Source organism: Polynucleobacter bastaniensis (assembly GCF_018882205.1).
Taxonomy (GTDB): Bacteria; Pseudomonadota; Gammaproteobacteria; order Burkholderiales; family Burkholderiaceae; genus Polynucleobacter; species Polynucleobacter bastaniensis.
This window is the reverse complement of sequence record NZ_JACVOU010000006.1, coordinates 64,211-79,679: the sequence shown is the minus strand read 5'-3', so window position 1 is coordinate 79,679 and position 15,469 is coordinate 64,211. Positions and strand designations below refer to the sequence as shown.

General features: G+C 47.5%; 18 protein-coding genes. 11 read left to right on the top strand and 7 right to left on the bottom strand.

All coding sequences use genetic code 11. The annotated features are described in order from the left end of the window. The coding region (locus ICN22_RS11085) for an IS3 family transposase (protein ID WP_216123889.1) at nucleotides 1–96 on the top strand (96 nt) is incomplete at its 5' end. Between the two features lie 64 nt (nucleotides 97–160). Here ICN22_RS11085 and ppnP read toward each other — a convergent pair. Genes ppnP through argF form a run of 3 tightly spaced genes read right to left on the bottom strand, consistent with a single transcriptional unit; the run spans nucleotide 161 to nucleotide 2,747 of the window. Further along, the gene (gene ppnP / locus ICN22_RS11080) at nucleotides 161–466 is read right to left on the bottom strand and encodes a pyrimidine/purine nucleoside phosphorylase (RefSeq protein ID WP_216171107.1); all 306 of its coding nucleotides are present in this window, start codon (nucleotides 464–466) and stop codon (nucleotides 161–163) included. 45 nt (nucleotides 467–511) lie between these two features. Then, complete coding sequence (locus ICN22_RS11075) at nucleotides 512–1,741, bottom strand: argininosuccinate synthase (RefSeq protein ID WP_173960922.1); 1,230 nt, start codon at nucleotides 1,739–1,741, stop codon at nucleotides 512–514. Nucleotides 1,742–1,799: 58 nt separating this feature from the next. Next, the gene (gene argF / locus ICN22_RS11070; RefSeq protein WP_216171105.1) at nucleotides 1,800–2,747 is read right to left on the bottom strand and encodes an ornithine carbamoyltransferase; all 948 of its coding nucleotides are present in this window, start codon (nucleotides 2,745–2,747) and stop codon (nucleotides 1,800–1,802) included. A gap of 152 nt (nucleotides 2,748–2,899) precedes the next feature. Here argF and ICN22_RS11065 point away from each other — a divergent pair, with 152 nt between their 5' ends. Next, nucleotides 2,900–3,214 carry a DUF3579 domain-containing protein gene (locus ICN22_RS11065; RefSeq protein ID WP_215305166.1) on the top strand — a complete coding sequence of 105 codons (315 nt, stop codon included), beginning with the start codon at nucleotides 2,900–2,902 and terminating at the stop codon, nucleotides 3,212–3,214. Nucleotides 3,215–3,288: 74 nt separating this feature from the next. On the opposite strand, the gene rpsT is transcribed toward ICN22_RS11065, so the two are convergent. After that, nucleotides 3,289–3,555, bottom strand: a complete 267-nt coding sequence (gene rpsT, locus ICN22_RS11060; RefSeq protein ID WP_046330744.1) for a 30S ribosomal protein S20 — start codon at nucleotides 3,553–3,555, stop codon at nucleotides 3,289–3,291. A 153-nt stretch (nucleotides 3,556–3,708) separates the two neighbouring features. Between rpsT and murJ the strand changes: the two genes are divergently transcribed. Together murJ and ICN22_RS11050 are read left to right on the top strand one after the other, a co-directional pair. Continuing rightward, nucleotides 3,709–5,262 (top strand): murein biosynthesis integral membrane protein MurJ, encoded by a 1,554-nt coding sequence (gene murJ / locus ICN22_RS11055; RefSeq protein WP_216171104.1) that lies wholly within the window; start codon nucleotides 3,709–3,711, stop codon nucleotides 5,260–5,262. A 5-nt stretch (nucleotides 5,263–5,267) separates the two neighbouring features. Further along, nucleotides 5,268–6,110: a SirB1 family protein gene (locus ICN22_RS11050; RefSeq protein WP_216171102.1), complete on the top strand. Its 843-nt coding sequence runs from the start codon at nucleotides 5,268–5,270 to the stop codon at nucleotides 6,108–6,110. A gap of 19 nt (nucleotides 6,111–6,129) precedes the next feature. Here ICN22_RS11050 and ICN22_RS11045 read toward each other — a convergent pair whose 3' ends face one another. Beyond that, nucleotides 6,130–6,789, bottom strand: a complete 660-nt coding sequence (locus ICN22_RS11045) for a VTT domain-containing protein (protein WP_216171099.1) — start codon at nucleotides 6,787–6,789, stop codon at nucleotides 6,130–6,132. Nucleotides 6,790–6,856: 67 nt separating this feature from the next. On the opposite strand from ICN22_RS11045, the gene miaA reads away from it, so the two are divergent. Beyond that, nucleotides 6,857–7,861 (top strand): tRNA (adenosine(37)-N6)-dimethylallyltransferase MiaA, encoded by a 1,005-nt coding sequence (gene miaA, locus ICN22_RS11040; protein WP_216171097.1) that lies wholly within the window; start codon nucleotides 6,857–6,859, stop codon nucleotides 7,859–7,861. 14 nt (nucleotides 7,862–7,875) lie between these two features. Here the strand turns inward: miaA and purM are convergent, their stop codons facing one another. Continuing rightward, nucleotides 7,876–8,928 carry a phosphoribosylformylglycinamidine cyclo-ligase gene (purM, locus tag ICN22_RS11035; protein WP_216171095.1) on the bottom strand — a complete coding sequence of 351 codons (1,053 nt, stop codon included), beginning with the start codon at nucleotides 8,926–8,928 and terminating at the stop codon, nucleotides 7,876–7,878. A 73-nt stretch (nucleotides 8,929–9,001) separates the two neighbouring features. Here purM and ICN22_RS11030 point away from each other — a divergent pair, with 73 nt between their 5' ends. From ICN22_RS11030 to panB, 6 genes are all read left to right on the top strand, one after another. Then, complete coding sequence (locus ICN22_RS11030) at nucleotides 9,002–9,991, top strand: AI-2E family transporter (protein WP_216171093.1); 990 nt, start codon at nucleotides 9,002–9,004, stop codon at nucleotides 9,989–9,991. Nucleotides 9,992–10,003: 12 nt separating this feature from the next. Continuing rightward, on the top strand, nucleotides 10,004–10,762 hold the full coding sequence (gene hda / locus ICN22_RS11025) for a DnaA regulatory inactivator Hda (RefSeq protein WP_216171091.1): 759 nt from the start codon (nucleotides 10,004–10,006) through the stop codon (nucleotides 10,760–10,762). A 6-nt stretch (nucleotides 10,763–10,768) separates the two neighbouring features. After that, the gene (locus tag ICN22_RS11020) at nucleotides 10,769–11,449 is read left to right on the top strand and encodes a histidinol-phosphatase (protein ID WP_216171090.1); all 681 of its coding nucleotides are present in this window, start codon (nucleotides 10,769–10,771) and stop codon (nucleotides 11,447–11,449) included. Beyond that, nucleotides 11,446–12,846 (top strand): polynucleotide adenylyltransferase PcnB, encoded by a 1,401-nt coding sequence (pcnB, locus tag ICN22_RS11015; protein WP_216171089.1) that lies wholly within the window; start codon nucleotides 11,446–11,448, stop codon nucleotides 12,844–12,846. The genes ICN22_RS11020 and pcnB overlap by 4 nt, the downstream gene beginning before the upstream one ends. Before the next feature lie 71 nt (nucleotides 12,847–12,917). Beyond that, nucleotides 12,918–13,445 carry a 2-amino-4-hydroxy-6-hydroxymethyldihydropteridine diphosphokinase gene (folK, locus tag ICN22_RS11010; protein ID WP_216171087.1) on the top strand — a complete coding sequence of 176 codons (528 nt, stop codon included), beginning with the start codon at nucleotides 12,918–12,920 and terminating at the stop codon, nucleotides 13,443–13,445. 17 nt (nucleotides 13,446–13,462) lie between these two features. Beyond that, on the top strand, nucleotides 13,463–14,278 hold the full coding sequence (panB, locus tag ICN22_RS11005; RefSeq protein ID WP_216171085.1) for a 3-methyl-2-oxobutanoate hydroxymethyltransferase: 816 nt from the start codon (nucleotides 13,463–13,465) through the stop codon (nucleotides 14,276–14,278). Between the two features lie 14 nt (nucleotides 14,279–14,292). Here panB and dnaJ read toward each other — a convergent pair whose 3' ends face one another. Next, nucleotides 14,293–15,423 (bottom strand): molecular chaperone DnaJ, encoded by a 1,131-nt coding sequence (gene dnaJ, locus ICN22_RS11000; protein ID WP_216171084.1) that lies wholly within the window; start codon nucleotides 15,421–15,423, stop codon nucleotides 14,293–14,295. Nucleotides 15,424–15,469: the final 46 nt, after the last annotated feature.

Genomic DNA, 15,469 nt, shown 5'->3' with positions numbered 1-15,469 from the left:
GAATACATCCATTACTACAACCATGATCGGATCAAACAAAAACTAAAGGGATTGAGCCCGGTGCAATACCGAACTCAATCCCTCGTGCTAACCTAACTAAACTGTCCAACTTTATGGGGTCAGTTCAGGTAGGTGGTTTTTCTACTCTTAGCCAAAGGCTTTATTCAAAGTGACAAACGTAGTGCACTGGAGACTCGGCACGAATAATAAAATAACCGCCTTTTTCTACTTCCCAGCTTTGACCCGCTTTGAACTCCACCTCTGGAGCGCCATTAATGCTGACAAACGCATTACCGTCGACGACTTCCATAACTTCTTTGGTGCTCAGGTCAAAACGTAAGGTACTTGGCAAGACAACACCAACAGATTTACGAACACCGTTTGACAGAGTCACGGTGTGAGATACACATTTACCATCGAAAAATACATTAGCTTTTTTGCCTACAGAAACTTGATCAAATTGCATCTTTATTCTTTCTAATCTGAATTACTAGTTTGTTATTTATCTAAATTATTTCGCACGCTTACGTCTTGCAGTTTCAGCAATCCGCATACGTAAGGCATTGAGCTTAATAAAACCACCAGCATCAGCCTGGTTGTATGCACCGCCATCATCATCAAAGGTGGCGATAGTCTGATCAAACAAAGTATTGGCTGAATCGCGCGAGATCACAGAGACAGATCCTTTGTAGAGCTTCAAACGTACAACACCATTCACCATTTGCTGCGTGTGATCGATTAAGGTCTGAAGAGCCAGACGCTCTGGCGCCCACCACAGACCGTTATAAATTAGGCTTGCGTAACGTGGCATCAGATCATCTTTGAGATGAGCTACTTCACGGTCCAAAGTAATACTCTCAATACCGCGGTGTGCTTTTAACAAAATAGTGCCACCAGGCGTTTCATAGCATCCACGGCTCTTCATGCCTACAAAGCGGTTCTCAACTAAGTCAAGACGGCCAATGCCATGCATGCCGCCGATACGATTGAGTTCAGCCAATAATTCATGTGGCTTGTAAGCCTTGCCATTAATCGCTACTGGATCACCAGCACGGAATTCAATTTCAATAATCTCTGCTGCGTCTGGAGCCTTTTCAGGAGATACCGTCCAACGCCACATGGATTCTTCTGCTTCAGCATTTGGGTTCTCGAGATGACGACCCTCGTAGCTAATGTGTAATAAGTTGGCATCCATTGAATAAGGTGAGCCGCCCTGCTTATGCTTCATCTCTACTGGGATACCATGCTTTTCTGCATAGGCCATCAATTTTTCACGGGAGAGTAAATCCCACTCGCGCCATGGTGCAATAACCTTAATTCCTGGCTCGAGTGCGTAGTAGCCCAACTCAAAACGTACCTGGTCATTGCCTTTACCGGTAGCGCCATGCGATACAGAGTCAGCACCAGTTGCACGCGCAATTTCAATTTGACGCTTAGCAATCAACGGACGCGCGATGGAGGTGCCTAAAAGATACTCACCTTCGTAAATCGTATTAGCGCGAAACATGGGGAACACAAAGTCACGCACGAACTCTTCACGCAAGTCGTCGATAAAAATATTTTCTGGCTTGATGCCAAACTGCAGCGCTTTGGCGCGCGCCGGCTCTAACTCTTCACCCTGACCTAAATCCGCTGTGAAGGTAACGATCTCACATTGATAAGTATCTTGAAGCCACTTAAGAATCACACTGGTATCAAGACCACCGGAATACGCTAGAACTACTTTTTTAATATCAGACATGATTTCTATTCAATCAAAAAATTAACTAATCACTTACAAAGATAAATTACTTCAATACTTAGTCCAAACGGCCGCAGAGTAAATACTCCATCAAGGCCTTTTGAACATGTAAACGATTTTCAGCCTCTTCCCAAACGATGCTTTGAGGACCATCAATCACTTCTGCAGAGACCTCTTCACCACGATGCGCTGGCAAGCAATGCATAAATAAAGCCTCAGGTTTTGCCAATGCCATTAACTCTTCATCGACCATCCAGTCTTTAAAAGCAGCCATACGAGAAGTATTTTCATCCTCATAGCCCATGCTTGTCCATACATCGGTAGTAACCAAGTCGGCACCCATACAGGCGTCTTTTGGATCAGAGCAAATCGTCAGATGTTTTAAAGCTTTCGGAGTCAATCTGGAGTCATCTAACTGATAACCACTAGGGGCAGAGAAGCGAATTTGAAAGTCCAAGCACTCCGCTGCCTGTATCCAGGTATACGCCATATTGTTGGCATCACCTACCCAAGCAACTGTTTTACCCTGAATCGGACCGCGTGCCTCTACAAAAGTAAAGATATCAGCCAATACTTGGCAAGGATGGTATTCATTGGTGAGGCCATTGATTACGGGCACACGAGAGTTAGCTGCGAAGCGTTCAATAATCTCTTGGCCAAAGGTACGGATCATGATGATGTCAGTCATCCGAGAAATCACCTGCGCAGCGTCCTCTACAGGCTCACCACGGCCTAACTGGGTATCTCGAGTGTTCAGGTATACGGCATGTCCACCAAGCTGGTGTATGCCCGCCTCAAACGAAAGGCGGGTACGAGTCGAATGCTTCTCAAAGATCATCGCTAAAGTGCGATCGTGCAAGGGATGCCAAGTCTCGTAACTTTTGAACTTCGTCTTCAGCCAAGCAGAGCGCTTGAGGAGGTAGTCGTATTCTTCGCGTGTCAGATCAGCAAACTGCAAGTAATGCTTGACCTGGCCGGGCACTTGGGGCTTTGCCAAAGATGTCATTGTTGAGCTTTCTACAAAAGGTTTAGCTTGCATTTTTTGTTTGGAGCATCGAACTGCACGAAAATAGTTACTAAAGTCATCTTAGAGCCTTCGCAGACTGTTAAGCTAAGGCCTAAGTAACACCGATTCCTTACTACGATTTCTACGCCAACTTGAACCACAAAAAGCTTTTCATTCAAGGCATTACAAACGCTGGCAAACCTTTTCGCCCCAGTGACTGGGCCGAACGTCTTTGCGGAGTGATGGCCACATTTCGCCCCCCAGGCGACTCTGGCGATCCCCGCTTCACTTACTCACCCTATGCCACACCAGTGGTTATTGCAAACGTAACATGTGTCGTTATTGACACTAGGCTAAGAGATCTCGATCCGAGAGCGCTCGACTTTGTCATGAACTTCGCCAAAGACAACTGTCTGCCAATCGAAGAAGCCTGCGAATTCGAACCGAAGTCGCACTCCCAGCCCTAAAAACAAAAACCCGCTCTGATAAGGAGCGGGCTTAGACTCAGATTACTCTAAAGTCTGCCTAAATCTATAAAGTCTTACGCTGCCATCGCCTTAATAGCTGCAGACAAACGTGACTTCTGACGTGATGCAGTATTTTTGTGAGCAATCTTTTTGTCAGCAATCTTGTCGATTGTGGACTGAGTTGCTGCGAATACTTTAGCAGCAGCATCCTTATCGCCAGTTTCAATTGCTTTACGAACTGCCTTGATGGAAGTGCGGAGCTTTGAACGCAAGCTAGAGTTGTGCTCATTCTGTTTTACTGCCTGCCGTGCGCGTTTACGCGCTTGTGCGGTATTGGCCATCTTTAAACCTTGCTATATAAAAATTACAAAATACGATTAACTAAAATTCTGTGTAGGCTCGCCAAATTTATAAGCTGACTCACCAAAACCCAAGATTTTACATTAAAGGACTAAAAAAGCCCAGCCGCTTGATAAATAGGGGAAAATTAGCCTATGAATCTGCTTTCAGCTGCCGCCAAGGTCAGCTCCCTCACCATGCTCTCTAGGATTACCGGACTACTTCGGGAAACCCTGATTGCCCGTAGTTTTGGGGCTTCCGAGTGGACTGATGCCTTTAATGTGGCCTTCAGACTACCCAATTTGCTCCGCAGACTCTTTGCCGAGGGCGCCTTTTCTCAGGCTTTTGTACCTATTTTGGGAGAAATTTCGAGTCAGGGGGATGTAAAACAGTCCCAAATCCTCGTAAACACGGTCGCTACGCTCTTATTTTGGGCCTTGCTGCTTACGGTACTCCTCGGAGTTGTCGGTGCGCCCCTGTTGATTCTGGTAATTGCTACAGGCTTTGAGGGTGGTCCAGCATACGATGCGAGTGTCGTGATGACCAGAATCATGTTCCCTTACATTGGACTCATTTCGATGGTTTCCCTCTCTGCGGGGATTCTCAATACTTTTGGCCGCTTTGCCATTCCAGCATTTACCCCGGTTTTACTCAATTTAGCCCTCATTGGCAGCGCCATCTTTTTGGCACCCCACTTAGATCAACCCATTTACGCCCTGAGTATCGGCGTGCTCCTGGGCGGAGTACTACAGCTAGCCATTCAAATTCCAGCCCTCGCACATTTGGGCCTGCTTCCCAGAGTGGGGCTCCTGCCTGGAGCAATTAAATCAGCAGCTCAAAATCCGGATGCCCGTCGTGTCATGAAATTAATGGGGCCTGCCGTATTTGCAGTCTCAGTCGCCCAGATTTCTCTCATTATTAATACCAATATTGCCTCTCGCTTACAAACAGGTAGCGTATCTTGGCTCTCCTATGCTGATCGCCTCATGGAATTTCCAACAGCCCTTTTAGGGGTAGCGCTGGGAACAGTATTGCTGCCAAGCCTAAGCAAAGCAAACGCAAAGAATGATTTGGTACATGCGGGCGAGCTTTTAATTTGGGGATTGCAGCTCACCTTTTTACTGGCAGCGCCCTGTGCAATTGCCCTCTTTATTTTTGGAGAACCGCTAGCAGCAGTTTTGTATCACTATGGCAAGTTCAGCGCCTTGGACGTCTTAATGACGCAGCGTGCTCTGGCAGCTTATGGCGTTGGACTGATTGGCCTCATTCTGGTGAAGATCTTAGCTCCTGGCTTTTATTCCCGCCAAGATATCCGAACACCAGTAAAAATTGGCTTGCTAGTCTTAGTGGCAACCCAATTAGCCAATTTAGTTTTTGTCCCCTGGCTTGGGCATGCCGGGCTCGCACTCTCCGTTGGCGCTGGCGCCTGCTTGAATGCCGCACTTCTGTGGATCGGCCTGCATCGACGTGGTGCCCTACCAAGCTTCGCGTGGTTAAAGTATTTGGGGCAGCTATTACTTGCCTTAATTCCTTTTGCGCTCCTCTTGTATTACGCCGCCACTGCACATCATTGGATTGAGCTCCAATCTAGTCCTTGGAGTCGAGTTGGATTACTGGCTGCCTGGCTAGCCGCTGCCGCTGTGGTGTATTTCTCAGCTTTATGGCTTGTCGGCATCCGCTGGCAAAAATTCCTACGTCATGCAAAATAGCCCTTATGCCTACACAACAACTAGACTATTTCACGTCCCTCGTAGCTGAAGACGAGCACTTCCCCCTAACTGAGGCGGCGGTAGCAGTTGCACAGCACGCCTACCCAGATCTCGATGTTCAGGGCGTTCTTGATCAGATCGATCAATGGGGCAATAAAATCAAACAACGCATCACTCCAGATACGCCGCCGATGCAGCGCCTGCAGTTGCTCAAACATGTTTTCTATAACGAGCTAGGGTTCGGCCCAAACCAGAATGATTTTTACGCGCCCGAGAATTCTTACCTCCACCAGATCATTGAGAGTCGTCGCGGCATTCCAATCTCATTGGCGGTCTTAATGATGGAGCTTGGACAGCAAATTGGCTTGAATATTCGCGGAGTATCTTTTCCCAATCACTTCATGATGCGTATCTCCTTGCAACAAGGTGAAATCATCATGGATCCATTGAATGGCGAATCCCTTTCTAAGAATCAATTACAAGAAATGCTCGATCCCTATCTTGATGCCAAAGGCTATCGGGGTGAGCTCAGCCTGCCACTCAATATTTTCTTGAGAGCTTCTAGCTCTCGAGAAATTCTCTCGCGCTTCATGAGAAATCTCAAAATGATTTATTCAGAAAATGAGCGCTGGGAGCGTTTACTGGGCATTCAAGAACGTCTAGTGATTTTGTTGCCAGACTCAGCTGAGGAGGTTCGCGATCGCGGCTTGATCTTTGCACAGCTGGAGTATATGCGGCCTGCGATAGCCGATCTGCATCACTACTTAAGCGAAATGCCTGGCGCAGAAGATGCAACAGATATTCGTGAGCACATCGCTACGCTAGAGGGTCAAACCAAACTGCACTAAGCAGTCCTATTGAGCGACCTTATTTCTTTATACCTTGAAATAATTTATAGATAGCAGCCAACATAATTGGAATCGCTGCTGCACCAATGCCAATCAATACAATCACATTGAGGTTTTGGCGAATGATAGGGATATTTCCGAAGAAGTAACCAGCAATAACCAAACCAAAGACCCATAAGAGCGCACCAGTGACATTAAAAAACTGGAAACGAGAGAAATTCATCGCTGAAACACCAGCAACAAATGGTGCAAAGGTGCGAATGATCGGCAAAAAGCGCGCCACAATAATTGTTTTGCCACCATGCTTCTCATAAAAAGCATGGGTTTTGCGCAAAGCTGCTTGATCGATCCAACGTGATTCGCTACTAAAAATTCGTTCGCCAATCCAGCGGCCAATGAAGTAGTTCACTGTATTACCTGCAATTGCGGCAATCAACAATCCAATGCAAAGTGTCCACAGATTAAAGTGCTCGGTAGCGCAATAGGCTCCAGCAATAAACAATAATGAATCCCCAGGCAAGAAGGGGGCCACCACTAGACCAGTCTCGGCAAATACGATGGCAAAGAGCAGGCCATAAGCCCAGTAGTCGTATTGCTGAATCACCACGTCTAAATGACGATCAATGTGTAATAGCAAGTCACCCAACTGCAATAAGGTATCGATCAAATCGTGCTCCATCTATTTGTTGCAAGGATATTAACAGGCTAGTAATACAGAGTCTGGCATTTCATTCTTATAATGCGATATGCAAACTGAACTTCACATTCAGCCTACGCATTCACCTCATCAGCCACCCATACTCTGTATTGTTGGCCCCACGGGCGCAGGCAAAACCCATCTCGCAATGGCATTGGCTGAGCATGCCAAATCCCGAGGTCAAACTGTAGAGTTAATCAGCATGGACTCTGCGCTGGTCTATCGCGGCTTAGATATTGGCAGCGCTAAGCCCACTATGGCCGAGCAAGCTGCCGTTCAGCATCACCTAATCGATATCTTGGAGCCCACCGAATCCTATTCAGCTGCGCGCTTCGCAAATGATGCCAAACGGCTAAGCGAAGAAATTCGAGCGCGTGGAAATATCCCCGTGGTAGTGGGTGGCACGATGTTGTACTGGCGGGCCTGGGCATACGGCCTATCTTCTCTCCCGCCTGCCGATCCAGAAATCCGCGCCCACCTCGATGTGCAAGGTAAGGCAATTGGCTGGCCTGCGATGCATGCGCAATTAGCTCAAGTTGATCCCATGACTGCCGCGCGTTTACAGCCCAATGATTCTCAACGAGTACAACGTGCTTTAGAGGTTTATGCGATTACAGGCAATCCGATGTCAGCACTGCTGGCAGATTCACCAAGCGAAGATGGTAGAGAAGGATCGACTATTCCGGAATGGATTGATCTCATTTCACTAGAGCCAAGCGATCGCTCCCGCCTACATCAGAACTTAGAAAAGCGCTTTGATGAAATGCTCACCGGAGGATTATTAGAAGAAGTTGAGCAGTTGAGAAAAAATCCAAACTTGCATGGCGATCTACCCGCCATTCGCTCGGTAGGCTATCGACAAGTCTGGGAATATTTATCTGGTGAAGTAGATCATGCTGAAATGCGCTACAAGGCACTAGCCGCTACTCGGCAACTTGGTAAACGGCAATTAACTTGGTTGCGCGCAATCGCTGGAAGAAAAACATTTGACCCGTTCAACCCAACTGAATTAAACGCAGCCCTAGAATATTGTAAGCAAAGCCTAGATAAATAGTCTTTTACCGAGCATTAAATAACGATAGTTTGTGGCGCGCCAGCAGGACGCTCTACGACCTCGCCAACCGTCCAAGCATGTAAACCTTCAGCCTTGAGCGATTGAATTGCGGCATCTGCCTGGTCGGTAGACACAATCACCACCATACCAACACCGCAGTTAAATACGCGCACCATTTCTGCATCGGCTACGCCACCCTTCATCTGCAACCAACGGAAGAGTTCTGGCATTTGCCAGCTATCGCGATGCAGTACGGCTTGAGTATTTTCTGGAAGTACGCGTGGCACGTTATCCACTAAACCGCCGCCAGTGATGTGAGCCATACCTTTGACATTGATCTCTCCAATCAACTTGAGTAAAGGCTTGACATAAATTTGTGTAGGAGCCATGACTACATCACCCAAAGGTCGACCACCTAAATCATCAGTCGGCTTGGCCCCGGCACGCTCAATAATTTTACGAACTAGCGAATAACCATTGGAGTGTGCACCGCTCGAAGCAATCGCCAACACGACGTCGCCCGGGGCAATCGTTGCGCCAGTGATAATTTTGGATTTTTCAACCGCACCAACAGCAAATCCAGCTAAGTCATATTCACCTGGAGGATACATACCAGGCATCTCAGCAGTCTCACCGCCAATGAGTGCGCAACCAGATAACTCACAACCTTGCGCTATTCCACCAACGACAGTGGCTGCAGTATCTACAGTGAGTTTGCCGCAAGCGAAGTAATCCAAGAAAAAGAGGGGTTCAGCGCCCTGGACCAAAATGTCATTCACGCTCATCGCCACCAAATCCTGGCCGATCGTATCGTGACGATTCCACTCAAAGGCCAATCTGAGCTTTGTACCCACCCCATCAGTACCAGCTACCAAAACTGGCTCTTTGTAGCGTTTTGGGACCTCAAACAGGGCGCCAAAGCCACCAATCCCAGCTAGCACGCCTTCCCGCATGGTTTTCTTGGCCAAAGGTTTAATACGATCCACCAAGTCATCCCCAGCATCGATATCGACACCTGCGTCACGGTAGGAAAGGCCTTTTGAGGAAGAATTAGTAGATGTGTTCATGGCAAAGATAGAAGATTAGTAAGAAACGCTACTTGGTCGGTAGAATCATTGAATTCTAGAGGATTCGAGGACGATGGCTGAAATTTTTACCCCTTTTCTGACTGCATTTATTCTGGCTTACGCCCTGCGCCCAGTTTGCTTGTGGCTTGAGAGGCAACGCCTACCCCGCGCTGCGGCCGCTGGGATTGCCATGATTATTGGTTTAGTAGTCGTATTTTCAATACTGACCCTCTTCGTTACCCTCCTGAAAACCGAAATCCCGCTAATTAAGGCTCAATTTCCGACTTGGATCCAAAATACGCAAGCCTGGCTTGAGCCTAAGTTGAGTGAATTTCATATTGATGTGGATTGGGGCACGCTCAAATCCAGTGCGACTCAAAAAATTACGACGCACCTCAACGACAACTCTGATGCCCTGATGTCCTCCACCTTAGAGACCGTACTGATGTCAGGTAGCTCGGTTATTGCAGGATTCGTTAATGCGGTTCTGATTTTGTTTGTGATGTTTTATTTATTAATCGACTGGAATCATTTCTTCAAACTTGTGAGAACGATTGTTCCGGTCCGTGCACAAGAGACAATTCACCATCTCGCAATGCATGCCGATGGTTTACTCTCGCAATACCTCCGAGGCATGCTGATTGTGATTTCGATCATGTCCGTTTTTTACAGTGTAGGGTTAAGTGTCATTGGGGTGCAGGGCGCAGCGGCTCTAGGCGTCTTCACTGCGCTGATGATTGTGATTCCCTATATCGGCATTACCCTGGGCTTTACTCTAGCTGTCCTTGCAGCCCTTTTGCAGTTTGGGCCTGGTGGCGCAATTATTGGTGTCCTCGTGCTGTACGGATTAGGTCAATTCATTGAGGGATTCTTTCTCACACCACGCCTCGTGGGCGAGCGCATTGGCTTGCACCCTGTTGCCGCACTCTTTGCCTTATTGTTATTTGGCAAGTTATTTGGTTTCTTTGGTGTCCTACTCGCATTACCCATCAGCGCAGTTGGTTTAGTACTATTGCAATATGGCTGGACACGCTACACCCAAAGTCCGTGGTACCGAAAGTAAATTATTGCAGCAATGAATAGCCTCTCACTACCAAGACAGTTTGCACTCGACATCAGTCACACACCCAAACCCAGCTTAAGCAATTTTTTAGCTGGAGAAAATCTAGCGCTGCACTCTACCTTACTGGCTATCACCAAATCCTGGGAAATAAATGCTCCAAGATCAGCTAGTGAGAATCCCCTGAATCAACGCTGGATCTATTGGTGGGGCTCAGAAGGCTCTGGTCGCACCCATTTACTCGGCGCAATCGGCGATGCTGCTCAGCAAAAAGATTTGAAGTGCTTCCCCCTGACTCCCAATGAACCTATTTCTTGGGTGAGTCTCGAGGAGAACCTGCCTGCCCTATGCTCTAGCGATACACCTTCAGTAATTACTGTTGATGATGTGGATCGACTGAATGAGCGCCTGGTAGCCTCCTTATTTCGGGTTCTGAATGCCGTTCAGGGTAGCAAAGCGATTCATATTTTCATGGCAGGTAATGCTGCCCCTGGCGCATTAAGACTTCGAGAAGACCTGCGCACCCGCCTGGGATGGGGTTTGATCTTTCAGACTCATCTTTTAGGCGATGATGAGAAAATAGAAGCCTTACAACAAGCAGCACAAGCACGCGGCTTGGTTTTATCGTCAGATGTATTGCCTTGGTTGCTCAATCGCTTTTATCGCGATATGCCCAGCCTGATGGCTCTGATTGATGCCTTAGATGCTTACTCACTAGAAACAAAACGCGCTGTTACGTTGCCCCTCGTTAGAGAGCTCTTGCAGCCTAAATAAATATTCATGACTCAATTAGCACTGTTCGATTTAGATCACACTCTTCTCCCCTGCGATAGCGATTACGAATGGGGTCAGTTCTTGGCGCGCATTGGTGTAGTAGACAGTAAATACTATGCGCAGCAAAATGATCGCTTTTATCAAGATTACAAGGATGGCAAGCTCAATATTCAAGAGTTCCTACGCTTTGCATTAAAGCCGCTCTCCGAACATTCCCGCGCACAGCTCAAAGAATGGCATGACGCCTTTATGCAAGAGGTCATTACTGGCCAGCTCCGTCAACAGGCAGTTGATCTTGTGAAGCGCCACCAAGATGCCGGCGATCTGTGCTGCGTTGTGACTGCAACCAATAGTTTTGTTACTCGCCCCATCGTAGAAAGTTTTGGCATCGAACATCTTGTCGCCACTGAACCTGCCACTGTGGGAGATCAGCCTTTCGCTGATTTCACGGGTGAAGTGAAGGGGATCCCGAGTTTTCGGGAAGGCAAAATTCAACGAGTCCATGATTGGCTTGCTACTCAAAAGCTCGCATTCGATGAATTGCCACAAAGTTATTTTTATTCAGATTCGATGAACGATTTACCTCTCCTGGAGAAAGTGAGCAATCCTGTTGCTACTAATCCAGATGCTCGCCTACGTGATGAAGCCTTAAAACGTCACTGGCCCATACTTGAACTGTTTGCATGATTACCAAATTTATTAAACGTATTTTGCGTCGCGATCCCATGATCCGACATACTGCAGCCCATACCTCTGGTGCGCCAAAACGAGTTCCTAAAAAAACTCACCGCATCGACCCAGATTTACTTTCTAAAAATGCTGTGAAGGTAACGCAGACATTGCAGCAAGCCGGTTATGATGCTTTCATTGTGGGTGGCGCCGTACGAGATTTAGCCTTAGGTATTAGCCCTAAGGACTTCGATGTGGCAACCAATGCCACCCCAGAGCAAGTACAAAGACTATTTCGTAAAGCACGCCTCATTGGTCGCCGCTTTCAAATTGTGCACGTGACTTACTTCGGCAAGGGCCAACCAGAAATTATTGAGGTATCTACCTTTAGAGCTTTGCTGGAGAACGCTGGCGAGCATGTAGCAGAAAATGGCCGCATCTTACGCGATAACGTCTGGGGCAGCCAGCATGAAGATGCTGCGCGCAGAGATTTCAGTATCAATGCGATGTACTACGACCCTGCTACTGAAACCGTACTAGACTATCACGGCGGTATGGCTGACATGCAGAAGAAAACTCTGCGCATGATTGGTGACCCGGCCAAGCGCTATCGTGAAGACCCCATTCGTATGCTACGCGCCATTCGTTTTGCAGCCAAAACAGGTTTTACTTTAGACGTAGCGACACGCGCGCCCATCGCTAAATTAGGTAAGCTCATTCATGATGTTCCATCCGCCCGTCTCTTTGATGAAATTCTCAAGCTACTCATGTCTGGTTATTCATGGGCTGCGATTCAAGGCTTGAAGGATGCAGGCTTACACCACGGTCTCTTGCCTTTACTTGATCACATCTTAGATCAGAGCGCAGACTCTAAGGAAGCAAATGATTTTGTTCGTATTGCCCTTGCCAATACTGACCAACGTATTCAATCTGGCAAAAGTGTTTCAGCTGGATTCTTGTTTGCGACTTTGCTCTGGCCGGATCTACTGGGCAATTGGAAAAAGAATATTGCCAAAGGGATTTCTAATATTCCCGCACTGCATGATGCGATGGATGAGACGATTGCTAGTCAAAGTAGCGGCATGGTGATTCAGCGTCGCTTTGAGAGTGATATGAGGGAAATCTGGTCAATGCAACCCCGCTTTGAAAAGCGTGTTGGACGCTATCCCTATCGCCTCATCGAATCTCCACGTTTTAGAGCGGGTTATGACTTTATGCTCCTGCGCTGTGCCACAGGAGAAAAGAATACAACCTTAGGCGAATGGTGGACCAGCTTTATTGAAACTGACCCAACTGGGCAAGAAGCACTGATGGCGAGCGTTAAAAATGAGACTGGCAATAGCGCCTCCCCAACAAAACGACGTCGCCGTAGAAAAGTCAAAGTGGCTGAACCTACTGAAAGCGCAGCGGACTAAGCAGACTTGGGAAAAATTCAGTAAAGTAGTTTTAGTAGTCTTTCTGTACCCTACTCTCGTTTGGAATGAGCATGGCTCGAGCTTTTATTGGATTTGGTGGAAATGTCGGTGACACGCGTCAGCTCATTACTGATGCGATTGTGTGCCTCGCCCAGCGTTGCGAGCTCCAAATACTGGCTAAAAGCTGCTTTTACCAAAGCGCGCCCTTCGAAGCTGCCGGCGGAGACTATATCAACTCCGTGATCGAAATTGAAACGCAATTAAGTCCGTATGGCCTTTTGCATGTCTGCCAAGCAGTCGAACAAGAATTTGGACGTGAACGTCCTTACGCTAATGCACCCCGCACAATTGATCTGGATATCCTGTCCTTTGAGGGTGTATCTCAAACAGATACAGAACTGACTATCCCCCACCCCAGAATTATCGAGCGCTCATTTGTTCTGCTTCCCTTGCTAGAAATTGCTCCAGATTTCTTTTTGCCTAACTGGGGCGAACTCAAGGCGTATTTACCTAAGGTAGCCGATCAGCGCATTGAAAAACTCTCTTGTCGCAACTGTAATTGCGGTGAAAAACAGGTTTATAGCCAATCAGCGTATTAATTCATTAAACTCACGCCATGGGTTACTTACAAGGCGAAAAGCCAATAACGATTTCTAAACTCCTCGCCATGCGTACTGAGGGTGAAAAAATTACGATGCTGACAGCATACGATTCAACCATGTCAGCCTTGTTAAATCGTAGCGGAGTAGAAACTATCCTGATTGGGGACTCCTTAGGCAATGTGATTCAAGGTCACTCCAGCACGACGCCTGTAACTGTTGAGCAAGTGGCGTATCACACCGAGTGTGTTGCTCGAGCTAACACCCATGCATTCATCATTGCTGACCTGCCTTTTGCCAGCTATGGCGACCCTGTTCAAGCCTTAGATTCAGCAGCAGAACTCATGCGCGCTGGTGCCGACATGGTCAAACTTGAAGGTGGTGATTGGCAAGTCGACATTATTCAGTATTTAGTAGAACGCAGTGTCCCTGTTTGTGCCCACCTAGGACTTCTACCCCAGTCCGTTCATATCTTGGGTGGTTATAAAGTTCAAGGCAAATCGAAAGATGCTGCAAGCCTCATGCTTGAACAAGCTATTGCTTGCGAACAAGCTGGTGCGCAAATGATTGTGCTCGAAGCCATTCCATCTTCATTAGGTAAGCTCATTACTGAGTCACTTTCTATCCCCACCATTGGAATTGGTGCAGGCGCGAATTGCTCAGGTCAAGTATTGGTACTACAAGATATGCTGGGCATCAGTCCTGGAAAGCCACCCAAGTTTGTTAAAAACTTTATGGATGGCCACGCCTCAATTGAGGCGGCAGTCAAAGCCTATGTTCGAGAAGTGAAATCCGGAAAGTTCCCCGGATCAGAACACGGCTTTGCTGGATAAGTTCACGCTACTAGTTAACTAAAAAAGCTCTTTACGCCGTCGAACCAACCCTTTTGATGGGGGTTATGTTTATCGCCACCCGATTTCAGGCTATCGTCAAAGCTCTGTAGTAATTTTCTCTGTTCATCAGTTAACTTCACTGGAGTCTCGATCGCAACGTGAACGAAGAGATCACCCACAATGGTCGAGCGTAAACCTTTAATGCCCTTATTGCGCAAGCGGAATGTTTTACCAGTTTGCGTACCCTCAGGAATCGGAAACTCAACCCGCCCTGAAAGTGTTGGAACTTCAATATCCCCACCAATCGTTGCAGTTGCGAAGGAGATCGGCATTTGGACATGTAAATCACTGCCATCACGCTCAAATACCTTATGGGGCTTAACTCTCACCTCTACATAAAGATCGCCGGATGGCCCACCATTGACGCCGGGCTCGCCATTTCCAACGGAGCGCACGCGCATACCATCATCAATACCCGCAGGAATTTTGATTTCTAGTGTTTTTTGTTCTTTATGTTTACCGCTGCCATGGCAAGTCTTGCATGGCTTCGGAATGTACTCACCAGTGCCGCGACACTTAGGGCAAGTTTGTTGCATGGAAAAGAAGCCTTGCTGGACGCGGACTTGGCCATGACCGCCGCAAGTAGTGCATCTCTCGGCCTTACTACCAGGTTCAGCGCCAGTGCCATGACACGGCTTGCAATTGCTCCAGCTTGGCACCCGAATTTGAGTCGTGTAACCCTCGGCAGCTTGCTCAAGAGTGATCTCCATGTTGTAACGTAAATCGGCACCTTTATAGACCTGCGGCCCTGACTGACGTCCGCCACTTTGACCAAAGATATCGCCAAAGATGTCACCGAAAGCGTCAGCAAAACCGCCGCCGCCAAAGCCACCACCACCAAAGCCACCTGATTGATCAAGACCAGCGTGACCATACTGATCATATGTTGCACGCTTATTGGGGTCCGTTAAAGTTTCGTAAGCCTCTTTAACTTCTTTAAATTGCGCTTCCGCTGTTTTGCTATCGGGATTGCGATCAGGGTGATACTTCATCGCCATTTTTCGATAAGCTTTTTTTAGCTCCTCATCGCTAGCGCCTTTGGCAACTCCAAGGATCTCGTAATAATCGCGTTTACTTGTAGACACAAAATTCCTCTCAACAACCTGAATGACACAAGTCGGCACGTGGCCG